Annotated in this window: 23 protein-coding genes, 1 tRNA gene and 1 pseudogene; 15 read left to right on the forward strand and 10 right to left on the reverse strand. The window is 61.4% G+C overall.

Features of this window, described 5'->3' with window-relative positions; translation table 11 throughout:
* Positions 1-5 precede the first annotated feature (5 nt).
* Positions 6-1,733: a hypothetical protein gene (locus K254_RS25720; RefSeq protein WP_155848575.1), complete on the reverse strand. Its 1,728-nt coding sequence runs from the start codon at positions 1,731-1,733 to the stop codon at positions 6-8.
* Positions 1,734-2,007: 274 nt separating this feature from the next.
* Positions 2,008-2,526 carry a hypothetical protein gene (locus K254_RS0112775; protein ID WP_026555694.1) on the reverse strand — a complete coding sequence of 173 codons (519 nt, stop codon included), beginning with the start codon at positions 2,524-2,526 and terminating at the stop codon, positions 2,008-2,010.
* Between the two features lie 143 nt (positions 2,527-2,669).
* On the opposite strand from K254_RS0112775, the gene K254_RS0112780 reads away from it, so the two are divergent.
* The 14 genes from K254_RS0112780 (at position 2,670) to K254_RS25730 (ending at position 11,183) form a co-directional block, all read left to right on the forward strand.
* A complete protein-coding gene (locus tag K254_RS0112780; protein ID WP_026555695.1) occupies positions 2,670-2,978 on the forward strand; it encodes a hypothetical protein in 309 nt (102 codons plus the stop codon).
* An 11-nt stretch (positions 2,979-2,989) separates the two neighbouring features.
* Positions 2,990-3,235, forward strand: a complete 246-nt coding sequence (locus tag K254_RS0112785; RefSeq protein WP_026555696.1) for a hypothetical protein — start codon at positions 2,990-2,992, stop codon at positions 3,233-3,235.
* Between the two features lie 2 nt (positions 3,236-3,237).
* Positions 3,238-3,447, forward strand: coding sequence for a hypothetical protein (locus tag K254_RS0112790; protein WP_026555697.1), 210 nt, complete (start codon positions 3,238-3,240; stop codon positions 3,445-3,447).
* Positions 3,448-3,517: 70 nt separating this feature from the next.
* On the forward strand, positions 3,518-4,045 hold the full coding sequence (locus K254_RS0112795) for a hypothetical protein (protein WP_051389206.1): 528 nt from the start codon (positions 3,518-3,520) through the stop codon (positions 4,043-4,045).
* A gap of 50 nt (positions 4,046-4,095) precedes the next feature.
* A complete protein-coding gene (locus K254_RS25950) occupies positions 4,096-4,242 on the forward strand; it encodes a hypothetical protein (RefSeq protein WP_196810962.1) in 147 nt (48 codons plus the stop codon).
* Positions 4,243-4,414: 172 nt separating this feature from the next.
* Complete coding sequence (locus tag K254_RS25725; RefSeq protein WP_035750175.1) at positions 4,415-4,621, forward strand: hypothetical protein; 207 nt, start codon at positions 4,415-4,417, stop codon at positions 4,619-4,621.
* Complete coding sequence (locus tag K254_RS0112810) at positions 4,614-6,788, forward strand: type IV secretory system conjugative DNA transfer family protein (protein WP_026555700.1); 2,175 nt, start codon at positions 4,614-4,616, stop codon at positions 6,786-6,788. The genes K254_RS25725 and K254_RS0112810 overlap by 8 nt, the downstream gene beginning before the upstream one ends.
* The gene (locus tag K254_RS23160; RefSeq protein WP_051389207.1) at positions 6,785-7,759 is read left to right on the forward strand and encodes a replication-relaxation family protein; all 975 of its coding nucleotides are present in this window, start codon (positions 6,785-6,787) and stop codon (positions 7,757-7,759) included. Before K254_RS0112810 ends, K254_RS23160 begins: the two co-directional genes overlap by 4 nt.
* Positions 7,752-8,750, forward strand: a complete 999-nt coding sequence (locus K254_RS0112820) for a DNA-methyltransferase (protein ID WP_035750176.1) — start codon at positions 7,752-7,754, stop codon at positions 8,748-8,750. The genes K254_RS23160 and K254_RS0112820 overlap by 8 nt, the downstream gene beginning before the upstream one ends.
* A gap of 87 nt (positions 8,751-8,837) precedes the next feature.
* Entirely contained in the window at positions 8,838-9,155 is a 318-nt protein-coding gene (locus K254_RS23165; RefSeq protein ID WP_051389208.1) for a hypothetical protein, read from the forward strand.
* A gap of 104 nt (positions 9,156-9,259) precedes the next feature.
* A complete protein-coding gene (locus tag K254_RS0112830) occupies positions 9,260-9,844 on the forward strand; it encodes an antirestriction protein ArdA (protein ID WP_026555702.1) in 585 nt (194 codons plus the stop codon).
* A 109-nt stretch (positions 9,845-9,953) separates the two neighbouring features.
* A complete protein-coding gene (locus K254_RS0112835) occupies positions 9,954-10,352 on the forward strand; it encodes a helix-turn-helix domain-containing protein (protein WP_196810963.1) in 399 nt (132 codons plus the stop codon).
* Positions 10,353-10,383: 31 nt separating this feature from the next.
* Positions 10,384-11,031 carry an ImmA/IrrE family metallo-endopeptidase gene (locus K254_RS23170; RefSeq protein WP_051389209.1) on the forward strand — a complete coding sequence of 216 codons (648 nt, stop codon included), beginning with the start codon at positions 10,384-10,386 and terminating at the stop codon, positions 11,029-11,031.
* A gap of 2 nt (positions 11,032-11,033) precedes the next feature.
* Positions 11,034-11,183: a hypothetical protein gene (locus tag K254_RS25730; RefSeq protein ID WP_155848576.1), complete on the forward strand. Its 150-nt coding sequence runs from the start codon at positions 11,034-11,036 to the stop codon at positions 11,181-11,183.
* Between the two features lie 11 nt (positions 11,184-11,194).
* Here K254_RS25730 and K254_RS0112850 read toward each other — a convergent pair.
* Positions 11,195-12,342, reverse strand: a protein-coding gene (locus K254_RS0112850; RefSeq protein ID WP_155848397.1) for an IS3 family transposase whose coding sequence is annotated in 2 segments (ribosomal slippage) — positions 11,195-12,069 and positions 12,069-12,342 — 1,149 coding nt in all. Because the reading frame shifts where the segments join, the coding sequence is not laid out codon by codon here.
* A gap of 120 nt (positions 12,343-12,462) precedes the next feature.
* Here K254_RS0112850 and K254_RS26475 point away from each other — a divergent pair.
* Positions 12,463-13,101, forward strand: a pseudogene (locus K254_RS26475) (recombinase family protein); the annotation flags it as partial.
* Here the strand turns inward: K254_RS26475 and K254_RS26185 are convergent.
* The 7 genes from K254_RS26185 to galU form a co-directional block, all read right to left on the reverse strand.
* Positions 12,985-13,236, reverse strand: coding sequence for a hypothetical protein (locus K254_RS26185; RefSeq protein ID WP_231391864.1), 252 nt, complete (start codon positions 13,234-13,236; stop codon positions 12,985-12,987). The pseudogene K254_RS26475 and the gene K254_RS26185 sit on opposite strands and share 117 nt — an antisense overlap.
* A 156-nt stretch (positions 13,237-13,392) precedes the next feature.
* Positions 13,393-13,623 carry a hypothetical protein gene (locus tag K254_RS25745; RefSeq protein ID WP_155848577.1) on the reverse strand — a complete coding sequence of 77 codons (231 nt, stop codon included), beginning with the start codon at positions 13,621-13,623 and terminating at the stop codon, positions 13,393-13,395.
* A gap of 361 nt (positions 13,624-13,984) precedes the next feature.
* Positions 13,985-14,060: transfer RNA gene (locus K254_RS0112880), tRNA-Ala, on the reverse strand.
* A gap of 110 nt (positions 14,061-14,170) precedes the next feature.
* The gene (locus K254_RS0112885; protein WP_026555708.1) at positions 14,171-14,956 is read right to left on the reverse strand and encodes an SDR family oxidoreductase; all 786 of its coding nucleotides are present in this window, start codon (positions 14,954-14,956) and stop codon (positions 14,171-14,173) included.
* A 39-nt stretch (positions 14,957-14,995) separates the two neighbouring features.
* The gene (locus K254_RS23175; RefSeq protein ID WP_231391865.1) at positions 14,996-15,793 is read right to left on the reverse strand and encodes a hypothetical protein; all 798 of its coding nucleotides are present in this window, start codon (positions 15,791-15,793) and stop codon (positions 14,996-14,998) included.
* Between the two features lie 292 nt (positions 15,794-16,085).
* Complete coding sequence (locus K254_RS0112895; protein WP_442853056.1) at positions 16,086-16,685, reverse strand: GNAT family N-acetyltransferase; 600 nt, start codon at positions 16,683-16,685, stop codon at positions 16,086-16,088.
* Between the two features lie 18 nt (positions 16,686-16,703).
* Positions 16,704-17,606: a UTP--glucose-1-phosphate uridylyltransferase GalU gene (gene galU, locus K254_RS0112900; RefSeq protein WP_026555711.1), complete on the reverse strand. Its 903-nt coding sequence runs from the start codon at positions 17,604-17,606 to the stop codon at positions 16,704-16,706.
* Positions 17,607-17,626: the final 20 nt, after the last annotated feature.

Below are 17,626 nucleotides of genomic sequence, written 5' to 3' on the forward strand. Positions count from 1 at the left end.
TCTAGTCAAGCCCTTTCATTGATAGTTGACGCGTAGCGCGTTGAGCGCGAAAGAAACATGCCAAAACATATTGCGAAACTAAGTGCCGTCGAAGCCATCATTAGACTCCATGATCCGTGTTCAATTTTGATAAAACTCCATTCAAAACGAACAGGTTCAACACCTGAAACCTTCAAAGCCGCGATTGAAACAAGCATGGCAGAATTAACAGCTAATAAGCATAAGGCCAAATAAGTAGATATAGAGATGCTTCGTAGCGTCTTCGCATCCGCCCGCGAAAGAATCCAGCCCGTCACTATGGCCGGAACGCCAAAGATTACAGGTGCCCAACCTTGGTATCCTTGCATCAGGCCAGGGCTTTGGACACGAAAAACCTCGTTATGAAAGTAACCAACCGTCCAAGTCAGGACAACGAGCCAGAGCGCGACAACGGATATCGGACCGAGTAGTCCTGGAGGATGCTCCCGATACTCAAGAAATACACGCGGAATGCTGGCCGCCTCGACCGAACTGTCTTTTGATTCAAGGTTGATAGCTGGGCCACCATCCAAATCACGCATGTAGACATGAGCATGTTGATCGCCCACTAGGCGTGATCGCGCTATTAGCTTGCTTCTAAATCTTCCGCGAGTTGGATCAACTGCCTCGTTTTTGATTGTGTCGCTGTATCCCCATATAGGATAAACGTCGTATACGTATGTATTTTCTGGACCTTCAACTTGAAGATGAAAGCTCTTTGATTCCGCCGCACAAGGGAGTTCAAATGTGAATTTCCGCTTTCCTAAGCCAACCAAGGCTCGAAATCTATTAGTAGGACCCGTAACCCCTTCGTTGTACTCGCCGTCATATTCGATTGTCACTCGACTTATATCGTTGGTTGAGTTCGGCTCAATGGCGGCCAAAATGTATTCATATAGAGATGCCTCAGACACAAAGCGAAGGAGCGCTTCTCTTTCCTGTTGAGATGCATCGGATGATTTGATGGCTTCCTGAAGATCTGAACGTAACTTCAAGAATTTATCCCCCGCAGGAGATAAATGTCCCACGATGGCTCTACAGCATCTGTTTAGTAGCTCATCATCTTTAGCAACAGGAAATACCGCATCGTATGCGACATAGAGGGCCGCTATTTGAAATCCCTTGCACTCATCAAAGGTCAAGGTTCGCGTTCGCTTTTCGTCGATCGTAAGACGCAGATCACCGACTATCTTGCCTTTTTGTACACGAATGAGCGGAATCAGAAGAGCCTGTCGGCCTGTGTAGATTGTTCTTGATATTTTTATTGAATATCTTTCATTCAAAATCTTGAACTTCTGTGACACTCGTGAGGTTCGTGATGGTGGGTCAAGCAAAAGAGTGAGTGTCTCCACTAGTGAGTGCGAATGTTTTGAGGAAAAGAAAACCCCCATGTAATATTCGGCCAGCTTGATCAAATCCGGCTCGGGCTCAAATATTAATTCCTTGGGATGCCTTTTAAGAGCAGGAATACTTTTGCTCAAAAGACTAAATATGTATTCCGATAGAAGCAACCGAATGAGCAGTGCGGCTGAAAATAGAATCCATAATATGACAATCCACTCAAAGGATATCCGAATTTCATAAGCAGGAGACGAGAACATTGAAAGCGATCCGGCGACAGCAAAGAAGCACGCACATAAGAAGAAGAGGCGTCGATAGAGCGTTGCGTGGTTTCGGATGTGTACCCAAAATCGCGGGCTTGAACGATCATCCATTGCAGCTACTCCTCCGGAGACTCGATGCCGCCATCATACAGTTCCGAGTGCCTCGTACGCTTGCACTCAGCTAGTGACTTTTGCAGAACTTCGCCCCATCGTTGATCTGGGATGTCCGTCTGCCGAACCACAGTTCAGTGACTTGCGTTACTTTGTCGATCGGCGCGTTGCAGGAGAGACACTTCCCACGACCGGATTTGCATGCTTATTTCGGCCGTTGCCGACGCACCGCTGTTCCTTCACGGCATCATCGTTCATCCCTGTTTCAGTTGCCCTATTCCGGATCAGCAATGTGTGTCATCCAGTGCCGTAACCGCCTCACGAGTTCGCCGTACTCCACAATTGAAAGCTTTTCGATCAGTCTCATGATTTGCTCGATCTTCTGCCCCTCGGGCTCGGGGCGATGGTGGATCTCGACGGCATAGCTCTCAATGAGTGCGGCAAAAGTGGCGAGCGCGGTGGATTCCGGCTTCTTTCGGAAGGTGTCGACAGAGTGGTATCCAAGGCGTTCGGCAGCAACTTTCCGAAGTACAGTCGGCGATGCTCCGCGCCTACCGAGCTCTAACCCCAATAGAAGCCCGATAGCGGTTCCCTGGGCGCCCTCCGAGCGCTGCGCGTAGACCGCACGGAGCATGCGTTCAACGTCGCTTGGCTGTCCGCCCCCCATGGTCTCTTCAGCCAAACGAACAAGTGCGGGAATCTGATTGACGCAGTCGTCTAGCCGGTGCAGGCCGTGGCGTCGCACCACCTTGAGCTCTGCAATGAGCAACTGCTGCAGTTTGGATTCCGGCATGCCCAGATTTTGCCACCAAAATGCCCAGTTTGGCCCCAGCAAGTGCGACAGCCCAACAACTTGAATTGATGTAGACGGAAATCCCGTTCCGGTATCGCCACAGCGGAGATGCCGCTCCACATTCAACAGATTGGACCCAGACCATGTCTGACCTTATCCGTCGCCCCGGAGGCGACACCTCCCCGTATTCCGCCCCCGGCGGATTCTCCCGCACCGAGGGCAAGGGACTCCAACGGCGGCAGAACACCGAGATTGCCAACGGTCTCGTGACCGCCGCTCGTGTCCAGGCAGCCGGCTACGTGGCCGCCACGGGCATGCAACTCTCGGCCATGCTCAGCCGCGAGGCCCAGTTCCAGTCCGATGGCGACCCGCGCACGGCGGAACGCCTGAACTACATCGCCGACTCCTTCGCCGAATATGCGGCGCTGGAAGTCCGCCGGTTCCAGCGGTAAAGGACATTCCGATGAAGCATGAATTTGCCAATCCGTTCATGTCCCGGCAGCAGCCGGAACCTGAGGTTCTGCAGCACGAGGCGGCGGTGCGCCTATTCATCGGCCGTGTGGCGTCCCTGGTGGACGAACTCGATGCCGTTGCAATGACGGTTAATGCTGACTCACCGGCCACGGCGCGCCATCTGCGCCTGGTTTCGCAGCAGATGTCGGCCATGGCGTTGACGGCGCTTGAGACCTGGCCGAAGGTGCTGCGGTAGCGATGGTGACATTGATCTGGGTGCTCACCCTGGTGGCCAGTGTTGCTGCCATCTTCGCCGCGTACATGGTCGTCGCCGACTTCTGGAACGACCGAACGCCGTCCCACCGGGACCAGATGACCCGCATCAAGCAGGAAGCTGACGAAACGGTCGCCCGTCTCGATGTGTCCTACCGCCAGGCGCTGCGGGAGATGCGTCGCCACCGCCGCTAGCGGAACACACCTGAGAGCCGCCGCTCTCACTCTCCTTATCCACCATGCCTCCAGAGAGGGGTTAATTGTCATGCCCGAAACCTTCACATCGTCCGAACTCGCCACCGCCCAGAAGCGGCTCAGTGACTACATCCTGGACGAAGCCCACAAGATTGAACACCGGCTGCACTTCGGCTGGGAGCCGGCCGCCGATGCTCCGGACAAGTACACCGACCTGTGTGCAGCCTTCACGGACTCCCAGGAGGATGGCCGCCCGCTGCCCGTGTCCAACGAAAACAGCGGCAGCGTGGTCTTCGGCTCACCGGAGGTCAATATGGCCTACCGCTACGTCCACGACGTCGCTCACGTCGAACAGGGCCTGACCTTCTCGTCTCCAGACGAGTTCGAGCTGGCTCGCTGGCAGATGCACCGCTTCGAGCGGACCGGCTTCAGCCATAACGACCTGGAGTGGCACCTGTTTCAGGCGGACGCGGTCGGGCAGGTGCTGTACTACGCGGTGACCAAGCAGTTCGTCAGCGATCAGCTGCAATTCGCCCTGGACTGTGTCCGGCACGGCCTCGACACGGGCCTCTACCTGGAGATGGAGCGCCAGAAGTGATCGGCGATCCGAGCCCGAAGTCGTGGTTCGATCGGGCTATCGGTGCCTGCATGTCGATCCTACTGGCCGTCATCGCCCTGTACTGCGCCACTCAGGTGCTGCAGTCGATCCTGCCATTCCTGGTCGTCTGCGTCGGCATCGGCGCGATCATCTGGGCGGTCTGGGTCTTCATCCAGTACCGCCGCAACAAGTACTAAATCCATCGCCGCACTGCGGCAACTGAGCTCTTCCAGTCGGTGTTGTGGTTTGCGCCAAAGTGGTTGATCGTTCAACCAATTGAACGCATACTAGCCCACAGACCACGTTCAATACGTTGAACGATCGTCTGCATCGCCAACCACAACACCAATTGAAAGGAGGGGAATCACCATGCCTACACACAAACAACCACGCCGCCGCCGCGCCACCCGTCCGCGCCAGGAGCGCCACATCCTGGTCTATGGGGTCCAACGCGACAAGCCGGACCTGCGCAAGCTCAGCCGGGCCGTCATCGCCATGGCTCAGGCCGAAGCCGAACGCGACGCGCAGCGCCAGCACGAGACGAATCGGCGCCCAAGGGGAGATCGTCATGACTAGCCAGGAATCCCTACTAAGTCAGATCATCTGGCAGGAGATCTACTGGCCGCACCCCTTGGACGCGACGCGTACGCTGAACCTGCTCCGCCAATGGGCCGCCCAGCTCCACGCTCCCCAGATCATTCTGGAGGCCCGAGCCACCAAGAACGGCATCCGCTTTCTGGTTGGGTCCCAGCGCCGTCACGAAACCGCCCTCCGCCGCGACATTGAGCAGATGGTGCCTGGCGCCATCGTTGCTGCCGACGTTAACGGACGCAGCCATGCAACCGTCGCCCGCCGCCTGACCATCAATCAGCCGATCCGGCCGCTCGAGTCACACGACAACGAGGGCAGCACCCGGTCCATTCTGGCCAGTCTCGCTGGACTGCGCGGCAAGGAACTGGTGGTCGTGCAAATCGTGCTCGGTCCACGACTGGCACCCCAGTTGCTACCTGGACGACTGCCACGGGCAGACCAGGGAATTGCCTCCTTGGCATTGACCGGCATCCAGCCAGAACGCCGCCCGCCGGTCGCCAAGCAAATCCAGCTCAAACAGTCCGACCATGGGTTCGCCGCTGTCATCCGCATCGGCGTCACCGCCACCGACGAAGCCCGCTGTGCAACCCTGATCAAACGTGTCGTTGGCTCATTCGGGACGCTGCTGACGCCTGGCCTGCGGCTGCGCGAACACCGGGAAAAGGTGCAGAAACTGAACGCTCCCGCCTCGGAGTGGGCATTCCTCACCGCGGCGCAACGGCTGTCTGTCGCAGAGGTTGGCTTGCTCAGCGGCTGGCCGGTTGGCGCTGTCGATACCCCGTATCCCGGGTTGCCGCCGATCCATCCGCGCCCGATCCGTCCCTCGTTCACTACCGGGGATAAGCACCGGGTGGTTGCCCAGGCCACGGCGCCAGGTGCCACCGACGCCACACTCGGGATCACGGCTGATGACAGCCGGCGTCACCTCTGGCTGCTGGGGCCGACCGGCGTCGGCAAGAGTTCGCTGCTGTTGAACCTGATTTACGGTGACATGCTGGCCGGACGGGCTTTGGTCGTGGTCGAGCCGAAGGACCTGATTCGCGATGTCCTGGCCGTCGTACCGGCATCGCGCCGGGATGACATTGTGCTGGTCGATCCTCTGGACAGCGCCCCGGTCGGCATCAATCCACTCGATCTCCACGGGCGGTCACCGGCACTGGTCGCCGACCAGCTCTTCGGCACCTTCAAAGCGCTCTACGGGGCGGACGGGTTGGGGCCACGCTCGTCGGACATACTGCGGCACTGCCTATTGGCTTTGGCCAGCCGCGGTGACGCCAGCCTGGCCATGCTGCCGGTGCTGCTGACCAACCCCGGCTTCCGCCGCTCGGTCACACAGCACATTGCCCGCAGCGACCCGTTTTCGGCCGGACCATTCTGGCGCTGGTTCGACCAGCTCTCGCCGGAGGCCAGCGCCCAGGTGACGGCTCCACTGATGAACAAGCTGCGCCCGTTATTGGATTCGCACCTGCGCCACGTCCTGGCCCAGCGCAACCCCCGGTTCAACATCCGGCAAGTCCTGACCGAACGGAAGATTCTGCTGGTACCGCTTCAAAAAGGCGTGCTCGGGCCGGAAGCCGCCGAACTGCTCGGTGCGCTCGTCGTCGCTGAACTCTGGCAGGCCATTCAGGAACGTGCCGCCATCGACCCGAAAGACCGTGACACGGTCATGGTCTACCTCGATGAGGTGCAGGACTACCTACGTCTACCTACAGATATCGGCGATGCATTGGCTACCTCGCGAAGCTTGGGTGCCGCCTTCCACGTGGCCCATCAGTACCTCGACCAGTTACCGATGGCGATGCGCTCGGCCTTCGAAGCGAACTGCCGCTCCCGCATCTTCTTCCAGCTGGCGGCCAAGGACGCCCGCGCAGCCGCCGCCATGGCTCCAGGGCTCGACCCCGAGGACTTCACCTCACTGCCGGCTCGTCATGTCTATGTGCAGCTCGTCAACCAGGGAACCGTCACCGACTGGGCATCGGGCAGGACCCTCACGACGCCGAAGGCGACGGCCAACGTGCCCGACATTCAAGCCCGCAGCCGCCTCCATTACGGCCAGGCCACCGACGCCATTGAACAAGGACTTCTCGGCATCCTGGAACTCCCCCAGGATCAACCAGACTCGGGCGGGCGCCGCCGCAGGAGCACATCATGAACGACAAAACGACCCTTCCGACCGGCTACCCGGCCGCGTCGAGCCACCCACCGGCATTCATGCAGGTCAGCGGCGAAAAGGGGACAACAGGGGCGACGAATACCGGTGCCCTGACGGACACCGGAGCACACGCCGGACCACGCATCAGCAGCCGACGACTGCGGGAGATCCAGTCTCACCTCAGCGAACGCGACCAGGCTATCTTGGCATCCGTCGACCGCTACCGATTCCTGACCGCCAGACACCTCCAGGCGCTGCACTTCACGGATCATGCGTCGGCAACCTCTGCCGCTCGAACCTGTCGCCGCGTCCTGGCTCGGCTGCGCACACTCCGAATCCTGGGCGTCTTGGACCGCCGGATCGGCGGCATCCGAGCTGGCTCCGAGGGCCTGGTCTACTACGTGGATACGGCGGGCGACCGCCTTCAACGCGGCGTAACGTCGGCCCGGGCACGCAAGCGGTTTGACGAGCCATCAGCCCGCTTCCTCGACCACACGCTGGCGATCGCGGACATGGCTGTAGGGATCCTTGAAACCGCTATGGCCCACGGGGCTGAGGTGGTCAAACTCGATCCCGAACACGCTGCCACCCGCACCTACGCAGACAACTACGGGGTCGCCCAAGTGCTGCGCCCCGACCTCTACGTCGAACTGGCAGCTTCCACCGGCGACGAGGAAGTCAGCGTATTCTTCATCGAGGTCGACCTCGGGCACGAAAGCCTGCCCACGCTGCTCGGGAAGGCCCTGATGTACGAGGACTACCGCAGCACCGGTATTGAACAACGCCAGTTCGGCGGTTTCCCCCAGGTCATTTGGGCCATGGACGCCTACCGCGAAACCACCGCCCAGCGGCGCCGAAAGTCGCTCCAAGACTCCCTCGAACGGAATAGCCGTCTCAACGCCGGCCTGTACCGGATTCAGGCAGTTCAGGATACCGCCATGGACATTGTGCAGGGGCTGCGCCATGACTAATATGACTGGCAAACTCCACATTGGCGACGCACTGAAAACACTGCGCAGCTTGCCGAATGAATCGATCGACATGTGCCTGACCAGCCCACCGTATTTCCGGCTGCGCGACTACGACGCTCCCGGCCAGCTCGGGTTGGAAGAGTCCGTCGATACCTGGGCGGCCACCCTCCGTGAGGTGTGCCGCGAAGTCCGCCGCGTCCTTGTGCCAACCGGCACGTTTTGGCTCAATCTGGGCGACACCTACACTACCCATGCCCGCCAGGGTGCCCCGCCCAAAAGCCTGGCACTGGCACCGGAACGGCTCGTCCGGCTGTTGCAGGACGACGGCTGGATTCTGCGCAACAAGATCATCTGGGCCAAGCCAAACCCCATGCCAACCAGCGTCCGCGACCGGCTCACAGCCACCCATGAGGTGATCTACCTCTTTGCCAAACAGCCCCGCTACTTCTTCGATCTGGACAATATCCGTGTTCCCCACGTCTCCAAACCGGGAGCACCACCCGGGCGCCGGTCTCGCCGACCAGCCGCAGAGCCCTGGCGTGGCCCGAACGCGGATTCCACGACTGGCTTGGCGACCATGAAGGCGCGGGGCATGGTCGGGCACCCGCTGGGCAAAAACCCGGGCGACGTCTGGACAATTTCGACGTCAGCAGGAAAGGGCAGCCACCACGCCACCTTTCCCGAACCGTTGGCCAGCCGTTGCATCCAGGCCGGGACCCCCGAAACCCGCTGCATCACGTGCCGTAAGCCGCATACCCGTGCCATTCGACGGCTTGGCGAAACGGCCACCCGACTCGCTCTCGCACCAACCTGCGGGCACCGCGACGGCACGGAGCCCGGCATTGTCCTTGACCCATTTATGGGCTCGGGCACCACGGCCGTTGTCGCCGAACGGCTGCACCGGCAATGGATAGGGGTGGAAATCAACCCGGACTTCGCCCGTGAAGCCGTCGCCCGCATCGAATCCGCCAGTGCATCACCCACAGGCTGAACCCGCGATAACTCGTCGGTGTCATGCGGCTCGGTGAGTCAGGTTTCATCCCGAAACCTCGCCGACCGCAAGCACCGAGGAGTTGTCATGACGACACCACCGGTTGACGGCACTGACCGTCACACCCCGGACAGCGTGAAAACGCTGGCCGTCCGGCTCGAACCGGACATCCACACCCAGCTGACGCTCATCGCGCAGCTGCGCAGCAGCACCATCACCGCAGAGATCCGGCAGGCTTTGGCGGCGCACATTGCGCTCGTCAAGGAGAACACCGATCTGGTCTCCCAGGCCGAATCTGCCATGGCAGAGATCGAACGTGAGGCGGCAGCCCGCCGCGAGGCCATCGCCAGCCTGTTCGGCACTGACCAGGCAGAGATGAAGCCCCGCACAGCGCGTGGACGCTAGTTCGAGCCAACTACCGGCAGGAGTCAGCGTGAGTGGAGTTCGATCGAACTCCCTCCGCTGCTCCTGCCGGAAAAATACACCACGTAAGCGAAAGGAGGCAACTCATGAACCACGAACACCTACCCGGGACAGACCCGGAACGCCAGAACCAACGCACCACACCATGTATCTACGTCGCGTCGCTGGCCGACTACAACAACGGCCGGCTGCTCGGTGATTGGATTGACGCCACCATCGGAGCCGAGGCCATCTACGAGAGGATCACCGCCATCCTGGCCCGATCCACAGAGCCGGCACCGGAGGAATGGGCGATCCACGACTACGAGGGCTTCGGCAACAAACGACTCAGTGAGTACGAACGCATCGAAGACGTCGCCGCCCTGGCCGAAGGCATCGAGCAGCACGGTGAAGCCTTCGCCGTCTGGGTCGACTACACCGGCCTCGATCCCGAAGACTGGCACCACTTCGACGAGGCCTATCTGGGCGAATACGAGAATCTGGCAGCCTATGCCGAACAGATCATCGATGACCTGGGATGGCGTGACGAGGTCGAAAAGTTCTTGCCGGAATCGCTCCAGCGATACGTCAAGATCGACGCCGAGGTCATGGCTGAAGATATGCGCCTGAATGGTGAGATCTACAGCGTCGAGTCTGGCTCGGGCATCTACGTATTCAACAGCCGCATCTGACAATATCCGAAGAATAAGGCAGTACTTCCTGCCTTGACGAAATTTCTGTTGTGGAATTCGCTTAAATCGTTGAACGAAATGAACGATCGGCCCATACTACAAACAGAAATTGGAGATCAACGAAATGCAAGACCACGACATACAACAACTGGCGGACGCCATCCGGGAACGACGCCAAGAACTCGGCCTGTCCGCCAGCGAAGTCGCCCGGCGTGCGGACGTCGCCAAGGGAACCATCACCAGGTTAGAACTCGGGCAAATCACCAGCCCCCGCATGGACAATCTGCGCTCGATCGCCGACGTGCTCCAGATCCCGCTGACCAATCTCCTGGCTGAATCCCGCGTCCTGCGTGGATCAGACCTCCCCACATTGCAGCCCTACCTGCGCACCAAATTCAAAGACATGCCAGAAGGCGCCGTTCGTGAAATCGAAGAACACTTCCGCGACGTCGCCGCTCGCCACGGCATCGACGTCACCACCGGCCCCGCGCCAGGCGAGGACGAGTAACCCACCTATTTCTCAGAGAAAGGAGAAAGCCATGACCAACCAAGTCAACCCAACTCCATTTGATCGAAGCGTCCTGTCCACTCTCCGATCTCTCATCCCAAACCGCGACGTTCACTCGCTCGCCGAGGCAAAACAAGTCGCCGAACACCAAGCCATCCGCCTGCTCCAGCTGCACCATATCGACGCCGGCCCTATCCCGGTCGAGTTCATCGCCGAGCTTCCCAAGATAGAGATTGAACTCGTCGAGGTGCCCGTCTCCGGAGCCAGCTTCTGGAACGGCAACGCCTGGATCATCCAGCTCAACCGGCACGAACACTACCGTCGCCAGCGATTCACCCTCGCGCACGAATACAAGCACATCATCGACCACAACCGGGCCGACGGGCTCTACTTGGGTTCAAAAGATCTGACGGCCGCCGAGCAAGCCGAGCACGCGGCCGACTACTTCGCCGGGTGCCTGCTCGTCCCAAAGCTGCTGCTCAAACGCGCCTACTACGGCGGCATGCAGAAGCCATCCGACCTGGCCAACCATTTCCAGGTGTCCGAAGTCGCCATTGTCGTCCGGCTCCGCCAGACGGGCATCGCTGAACCAGCTCCACGCTGCCAACCAACCAGCACCCCATTCTCACGTTCATGGCAATACCGCATGAACAACCTCACCCCGATACAAGGAGTTTGATCATGACTATCGACGACATCGAGGCTATGCGCCCGCGAAAGGCCGTTCTCTACCTGCGCGTTTCCAGCAAGAAACAGACCGAGACGGCCATCGACATCGATAAAGACGGCAACTCCATCGCCACCCAGCGCGATTGGTTGGGCCCCCGTTAGCAGTCCAGCGTCTATGCGATAGCTAATTGGTTCTCTTGCGTCCAGGTTTCCCAGTACCGGTAGGGCGTCATGCCGTCCAGGGATCCGTGGGGCCGTTCATGATTGTAGATAGCTTTCCATTCGGCGGCCAAATACTTTGCTTCGGCCATGGTGTCCATGATCTCGCCGGTGAGTTGTTCCCTTCTGAATTGGGCGTTGAAGGATTCGATGAAGCCGTTCTGCCAAGGTGATCCAGGGTCGATGAATGCCGTGTCGACGCCGACGGTGTTGCACCACTCGATCAATGCCGCGGCGGTGAATTCAGGCCCGTTGTCACACCGGACGTAGGCAGGTGCCGTGCCGGTTTCGGCGATGATGTTCTCCAGCACCGCGACCACGTCGGCGGCCTTGAACGACCTGCGCGGGATGATCGCCAGCGCGGTGCGGGTGTATTCGTCGATGACGTTGAAGAACCGGATATGCCGGCCGCAGGAGGTCACATCCGACTGGAAATCGAAGCTGACCACGTGCATCGGGTACTGCGCTGTGAGGCGCTTCTGCTCCCCGGCGCCGGGCCCGGTGCGCCGCTTCTTCCGCGCCTTCGGCTTGCAGGTCAGCCCTTCGTCGCGCCAGAGCCGGCGGATCCGCTTCCGGTTCAGCGCCACACCGTCCCACGCAGGCTGCGCGAGCAGGTGCCAGCGGGCCTTCCGCCAGCCCCACGCCGGGTGCTTCACGGCCACGGCCCGGAGCTCCGCCCGCAGCTGCATCTCCTCGAAACCCATGTCCGGTTTCTTCTTCCGGAAGGCAGAGCGGTTCTGGCCCAGAAGAGCGCAGGCGAAGCGTTCGGACGCCCCGAACTTCTCCACCGCCATGCGGACGGCACGGCGGCGGGGTTCGGGGCTCAGAATTTTCCCTTGGCCACCTCGTTCAGGATGTCGATGGCGAGCTCCTTTTCCGCCAGCAGCCGCTTGAGCCGGGCGTTCTCCTTCTCCAGCTCCTTGGTCCGTTTGGACGCCTCGGCGTTCTTCTCGGACCCGTACTGGTTCAGCCAGCGGTACCAGGTTGCCTCGGTGACCTGGAGCTCCTTGATGACCTCGACCATCGGGCGTCCGTCATTGAGCATTTTCTGGCCCTGCCGGACTTTGGCGATGACCTGCTCGGGGGTGTGTCTGCGTGCCATGATTCGTGAATTTCCTCCTGTGTCCATTCTCGGACACGAAACTCACACAAACACTGGACTCCTACGCGGGGACCCAACCACGATATCTGTGAGCAGAAAGCCGGAGCGCTTGGTGCGGAAATTGCCCAGGAGTTTGTCGAGCCGGGCGTTTCGGCTCAGACAATTGAGAAGCGCCCCGTCTTTCAGTCCATGCTGAGCTACCTGCAGGACAACCGCGATGTCGACTACGTCATCGTCTATGCTAGATCCCGTGCGTTCCGTAACTTCGTCGATGCGGCCATCACCAAACGACATCTCGACAAGCTAGGCGTCCGGCTCCTGTCCGCGCGGGAAGACTTCGGCGAAGGTACCTACGCAGAAGCCATGGAAGCCGTCACTGACATCATGAACCAGGTACAAAACCAGCTCAGCGGCGAAGACATCCGGATCAAGATGCGCAACAAGGCGGTCAACGGCGGCACGATCGGCCGAGCCAAACTGGGCTACCTCAACGTTCGAAAGGATATCGACGGGCGACAAGTCAACACCGTCGAACTTGACGTGAAGCGCGCACCCCTCATTCTCAAGGCCTGGGATCTTTACGCTACGGGCGACTACACTCTCGAACGGCTCGAAGCCGTGATGGGCGACATGGGGCTCACTTCACGGGCATCGGCACGTGCGCCGGAAAAGCCAATAGCGCAAAGCAAGCTCCACCAGATGCTCAAAGACCCGTACTACTGCGGCTATGTCACCTACAAGGGCGACATCTTCCCCGGGCGGCACGACCCGATCATCGGCCAAGAGCTCTTTGAGCAAGTGCAGGAGGTTATGGATCTGCGAAGCCGCCGTGGCCAGCGCGACCGCGTTCATCACCATTTCGCCAAGGGCATGCTGTTTTGCCGACGGTGCCATGACCGGGGCCAGACGAGCCGCATGATCTTCACCGAAGCCATCGGGCGCGGTGGAACGTACCAGTACTACGTCTGCCGGCAGCGAAAAGAGGGAACTTGTGACCTTCCGTATCTACCCGTGTACCGCATTGAAGAAGCTCTTGAAATTCACTACAAGTCACTCAATTTGCCTACCAACTTCCTTGCAGATATTCACGATCGGATTGATCAGGCACTCGCCGACGAACAGGGCAGTGTCCGCGACATTGACGCAAAAGTCACCAGACAGCTCAAGGAACTTGAGGTGAAAGAAGAACGCCTGATAGATCTCGCCGCTGACGGAATGCTTCCGCAGCACAAAATTCGCATGAAGCTCCACGAGATCCACACCCAGAAGAGGAAGGCCCAAGACTCACTGGCTAACATCTCGGCCGAACTAACCGTCGGCGGGGCAGTGCTAAACAAGGCGCTCGGTCTCATTGAAGATCCATCCGGACTCTACTATTCGGCAACCGACCCTGTCCGCCGCCTAATGAACCAGTCCTTTTTCGAGAAGATTTACGTTGATGAAATCGGTGACGTGACCACGGATCTGGCCGAACCGTTCGCCGGACTCTACGCCGCAGAAACCGCTTGGGCGGCCACTCGTGCCGATCTGGGCGATGAAACGACCCCAGCACCAATCAAAAGACGCCCCCGCATTGCGGAGGCGTCAGATGGTATTCAAATGGTTCGTCTTTTTTCGGTCGATGGTTCGACTAAGACATCTATGGTGGAGCTAAGGGGATTCGAACCCCTGACCTCTTCGATGCGAACGAAGCGCGCTACCAACTGCGCCATAGCCCCGCGGCGACTGTGTCGCCGGTCTCATTAGGTTATAGCGTGGGAGTTTCCGTTGTCCAAACGGCGCGCCCGCGCGAACAGGGCCAGTGCGAACACAGCCAGGGCCCAACCCGTCAGCGCGGCTGCGCCACCCACTCGGCAAACCCCACGGTGCCGACGGCACTTCCGGGAACCAGGTTCCGGCCCGCGCGCAGGAACCTGCCAAAGGAGCCCGGCAGTGGGAGCGGGAGAATCAGTCCCCGGCGCCCGGTGGCCGCCTTCCACGCCAGCGCCAGCTCTTTCATGCTGTGGACGGCCGGGCCGCCGGCCACGATGGCGTGGTGTGGGCCGGCGTCGGACAACGCCGCATCCACCAGCACCCTGGCCACATCCGCCGTGGCAATGGGCTGGAAGGAGACGCCACGGAACACGGGGATCAGCCCCACCCTAGCCCCGGCGGCGAAGATGCCCGCCACGAGATTGTGGAACTGGGTGGCGAGGACGACGGCGGTGGGCAGCGGTGCCTGGCGGTACAGTGCCGCCCGCTGCGCCTGCGCACCGTAGTAGGACATGGCGCATTCCTCGGCATGGACGATGGACAGCAGCACCGCCCGCTTGACGCCTGCCGCATCCGCGGCACGCAGCAGCGATGCGCTGGCTGCCGGCAGTCCCTTCAGCGCGGCACCGGAGCGGGCATCAAGGGTTTCAATGAGAAAGTCCACACCGTCCAGGGCCTGGGCCAGCCCCTCGCCCGAGGACGCATCGGCCCTGGCATAGGCGGCACCGGGCACGAACGCCGGCGCCGAAGGGGCGGGGATGTGGCGGCTCAGCACCCGCACCGACAGTCCGCGGGCGAGGCATTCGGCCACCACTGCGCGGCCTGCGGTGCCGGTTCCTCCGGCGACGGCGATCAGCACCATCGGGATACCTTCCGGGAGTGGGAGGGGAAGCGGGTGGGCCTATGCCCGGCGGCGCTGGAGCACGTCGTCGAGGTTGCTCAGGCTGTGGGTTGGGCGGGCCTTGGTGGTTGCGGCGGCCGGCGTCGCAGCTGCCGGGGCGGAGGTCGAGGCGACCACCATCTTCCGCGCAGTGGGGTCGTCGGCACCGGCACCGACACCGGCCAGATCGGCCTTGATCGACGTGGTGGCGGCGGCCTTGGGGCCTTCGGGAAGTTCCAACGGGGCCGGCGCGGCGCGGTCGGCCTTGGCGGCGGCCACGTAGGCGGGAACCGGAATCTCGATGGGTTCCCAGGCGACGGTCTCGGTGTGCGCCAGCTTGGCGTCGGCAGTGCCCTTGGCAGCAACGGCGAGGGCGGCGTTGCGCAGTTCTGCGGCGGTGAGCGGCTTCTCGGCGGGTGCCGGCGCCGGGTCGGCCACGCCGTCGGCACCGTCAAAGACCGTCGACGCCGGCCGGGCCGCGGGGGCGGTCGAGGAGAAAGGGGCCGGACGCGCCGCCGTCATGGTCCCCATGGCGTCACGGAAGGCAGCGGACAACCTGCGGCGGCGGTCCCTGACTGCGAGGGAGCGAAGGACAAAGATGGAGCCGGCGAACAACACGAAGGAGCCCAGCGGAACCAGGACGGACACCACGCCAACCAGGCTGAGGACGCCTGCCACGGCGGCGGCAAAGAGGGCCAGCACACCCACCAGAGCCAGCGCGGAGCGGCCATAGCGGATCTTCAGCGGCGCTGGGCGCAGCTGCTCCGACGGCGCTGCAGAACCCGGGGTGCCGGGGGCGGAGGAGGTGCTGGTTTCCATCAATGTCTCCTGCGACTGCGTTGACTCCATGGCCACCGCGCTGTGCACGCGCGGAGCCGGTGCGGTTGGCAAGCCTACCGCGGGTGTTGCAATGGACGCTACACCCCCGTCCACCAGCTGATCACGGCGCCGGCGCAGGGCGGAGGGCACCACCCAAATCAGCCAGAGGGCAACAGCAACCAGCAAGATCACTGATGAGTTCAGGGGTGCGTCCACAGTCCAACCCTAGAGGTGATTCATGCCGCACCGGGCATTAGTTGCGGTGTGTCGCGAGGTACACCGTGGAATTGCCTCAGCGGCTGCGAAGCCACCTCTCCAGCAGACCGCCGGGGACCTCCTCGGCCGTCAGTGCGAAGCTCTCATGGTCGGCCCAGGCTCCGTTGATGTGGAGGTAGCGCGGGCGCAGCCCCTCGTACCGGAAGCCCAGTTTTTCCACCACCCGCAGACTGGGAGCGTTCTCCGGACGGATGTTGATTTCCATCCTGTGCAGTCCCAGGGTGCCGAAGCAGTGGTCCGTGGCCATGGCGACGGCGGTCGGTGCAATGCCACGGCCGGCACGGTCCTTGTCCACCCAATAGCCCAGGGTCGCCATCATGGCGGAACCCCAGACAATGGAGGAGACCGTCAACTGGCCCACCAGGCGCGGTTTGGCCTGGGTGGGCACCCGCTCGGCAATAATGAACGGCAGTGCCGTGGCCGCCCGGGCCTGCGTATTCAGCGCCCTGACCATGCCACCAAAGGTGGGCAGCCCCCCACCAGGGCTGGGATTGCTGGCCTCCCAGGGGGCCAGCCATTCCGCGTTGCGGCCGCGGACCTCTGTCCAGGCCGCCTTGTCACGGTGCCTGATGGGGCGCAGCAGCAGATCGCCGCACTCCAGGGTGAGCGGCCACATGGGCAGCCCGGACACCGGCTACTTGGGAAGCTGTGCGGTGAACTCGCCCAGCCAGGTGCGCAGATCCGAGCCAAGCTCCTCGTTTTCGCAGGCCAGGGTCACCACGGCCTTGAGGTAGCTGAGCTTGTCACCGGTGTCGTAGCGGCGGCCATGGAACACCACACCGTACACGCCGCCGCCTTCGCCCTCGCGGGTGGCGAGCGTCTGCAGTGCGTCGGTCAGCTGGATCTCGTTGCCGCGGCCCGGAGGCGTGTTCTCCAGCACCTCGAAGACGGAGGGGTGGAGCACGTAGCGGCCGATGACGGCCAGGTTGGACGGGGCCTCCTCGACGGAGGGCTTTTCCACCAGCTGGTTGACGCGGACGTAGCCCTCGCCGTCGATGGCGGTGACGTCGGCGCAGCCGTAGGAGGAGATCTTGGACGGCTCAACCTCGATGAGGGCCACGACGGAGCCGCCGGTCTTGGCCTGGACATCGATCATGATGGTCAGCAGTTCATCGCGCTCGTCGATGAGGTCGTCACCGAGCAGCACGGCGAAGGGCTCGTTGCCCACATGGGTCTTCGCGCGCAGTACAGCGTGGCCGAGGCCCTTGGGATCGCCTTGGCGGACATAGTGGATCTCGCCGAGGTCCGTGGCGTGCTGGACGGCGGCAAGACGATCGTTGTCTCCCTTGTCTTCCAGCAGCTGCTCGGTCACCGGAACGCGGTCGAAGTGGTCTTCGAGGGCGCGCTTGTTGCGGCCGGTGATCATGAGGACGTCCTCCAGGCCGGCACTGACGGCCTCCTGGACGACGTACTGGATGGCAGGCTTGTCCACCACCGGGAGCATCTCCTTCGGCATCGCCTTGGTGGCGGGAAGGAATCGGGTGCCCAAACCGGCAGCAGGAATCACGGCTTTGCGTACACGGGGTGCAGAAGTCATTGTCCTAGGCTACTTGAAAA

The organism is Arthrobacter sp. 35W, assembly GCF_000482545.1.
Taxonomy (GTDB): domain Bacteria; phylum Actinomycetota; class Actinomycetes; order Actinomycetales; family Micrococcaceae; genus Specibacter.

Excerpts from the sequence above, each read along its gene's own strand:
- K254_RS23175 (WP_231391865.1), bottom strand. The coding sequence starts at position 15,793 with ATGGAAACCAGCACCTCCTCCGCCCCCGGCACCCCGGGTTCTGCAGCG.
- K254_RS0112780 (WP_026555695.1), top strand. The coding sequence starts at position 2,670 with ATGTCTGACCTTATCCGTCGCCCCGGAGGCGACACCTCCCCGTATTCC.
- K254_RS23160 (WP_051389207.1), top strand. The coding sequence starts at position 6,785 with ATGAACGACAAAACGACCCTTCCGACCGGCTACCCGGCCGCGTCGAGC.
- K254_RS25950 (WP_196810962.1), top strand. The coding sequence starts at position 4,096 with ATGTCGATCCTACTGGCCGTCATCGCCCTGTACTGCGCCACTCAGGTG.
- K254_RS0112895 (WP_442853056.1), bottom strand. The coding sequence starts at position 16,685 with ATGTGGCCGCTCACCCTGGAGTGCGGCGATCTGCTGCTGCGCCCCATC.
- K254_RS0112785 (WP_026555696.1), top strand. The coding sequence starts at position 2,990 with ATGAAGCATGAATTTGCCAATCCGTTCATGTCCCGGCAGCAGCCGGAA.
- K254_RS25725 (WP_035750175.1), top strand. The coding sequence starts at position 4,415 with ATGCCTACACACAAACAACCACGCCGCCGCCGCGCCACCCGTCCGCGC.
- K254_RS0112810 (WP_026555700.1), top strand. The coding sequence starts at position 4,614 with ATGACTAGCCAGGAATCCCTACTAAGTCAGATCATCTGGCAGGAGATC.
- K254_RS0112885 (WP_026555708.1), bottom strand. The coding sequence starts at position 14,956 with ATGGTGCTGATCGCCGTCGCCGGAGGAACCGGCACCGCAGGCCGCGCA.
- K254_RS0112830 (WP_026555702.1), top strand. The coding sequence starts at position 9,260 with ATGAACCACGAACACCTACCCGGGACAGACCCGGAACGCCAGAACCAA.
- K254_RS0112775 (WP_026555694.1), bottom strand. The coding sequence starts at position 2,526 with ATGCCGGAATCCAAACTGCAGCAGTTGCTCATTGCAGAGCTCAAGGTG.
- K254_RS23170 (WP_051389209.1), top strand. The coding sequence starts at position 10,384 with ATGACCAACCAAGTCAACCCAACTCCATTTGATCGAAGCGTCCTGTCC.
- K254_RS26185 (WP_231391864.1), bottom strand. The coding sequence starts at position 13,236 with ATGGCACCGTCGGCAAAACAGCATGCCCTTGGCGAAATGGTGATGAAC.
- K254_RS0112795 (WP_051389206.1), top strand. The coding sequence starts at position 3,518 with ATGCCCGAAACCTTCACATCGTCCGAACTCGCCACCGCCCAGAAGCGG.
- K254_RS0112790 (WP_026555697.1), top strand. The coding sequence starts at position 3,238 with ATGGTGACATTGATCTGGGTGCTCACCCTGGTGGCCAGTGTTGCTGCC.
- K254_RS25720 (WP_155848575.1), bottom strand. The coding sequence starts at position 1,733 with ATGGATGATCGTTCAAGCCCGCGATTTTGGGTACACATCCGAAACCAC.
- K254_RS25730 (WP_155848576.1), top strand. The coding sequence starts at position 11,034 with ATGACTATCGACGACATCGAGGCTATGCGCCCGCGAAAGGCCGTTCTC.
- K254_RS0112820 (WP_035750176.1), top strand. The coding sequence starts at position 7,752 with ATGACTAATATGACTGGCAAACTCCACATTGGCGACGCACTGAAAACA.
- K254_RS23165 (WP_051389208.1), top strand. The coding sequence starts at position 8,838 with ATGACGACACCACCGGTTGACGGCACTGACCGTCACACCCCGGACAGC.
- galU (WP_026555711.1), bottom strand. The coding sequence starts at position 17,606 with ATGACTTCTGCACCCCGTGTACGCAAAGCCGTGATTCCTGCTGCCGGT.